Origin of the sequence: Snodgrassella sp. M0110 (assembly GCF_016101465.1) — a bacterium.
GTDB lineage: Bacteria > Pseudomonadota > Gammaproteobacteria > Burkholderiales > Neisseriaceae > Snodgrassella > Snodgrassella alvi.
This window is the reverse complement of record NZ_JACFQM010000033.1, coordinates 1-387: the sequence shown is the minus strand read 5'-3', so window position 1 is coordinate 387 and position 387 is coordinate 1. Positions and strand designations below refer to the sequence as shown.

Sequence of the window (387 nt, the reverse complement as noted above, 5' to 3'; positions counted from 1 at the left end):
GAGCAGGCATCCTGCCGGATATCATACTGGACCGCAACTACACCTACGACAATCTGGACCGGCTGGTAAGCAAAAAACACAACCGGCAGGGACAAAGTGATTACCGCTATGACGTGACCGGACGCATCGAAAGCTGCCGCAACGAAGCGTACTGGGAAACCCTGCAATACGATGCTGCGGCCAACCTGCTGGACAGAAGACGTGGCGAAGAAGAAAGCAATCAAAACCTGATCCGCTTTAATCAGCTGCTCAGCTTCCGCGGACTGAAATACAGCTACGACGAACACGGACGTACTCGCAGTAAACAAACCGCCAGCGGTACCCAGTATTACCATTACGATGCCGAACACCGCCTGACCGAAGTGCGTATCGAACAGCTAAACCATA

General features: G+C 53.0%; 1 protein-coding gene. It reads left to right on the top strand.

From position 1 onward, the window contains the following. Window positions 1-387: RHS repeat domain-containing protein (locus tag H3T84_RS11985; RefSeq protein ID WP_198219329.1), on the top strand; the 387-nt coding region annotated here is incomplete at both ends.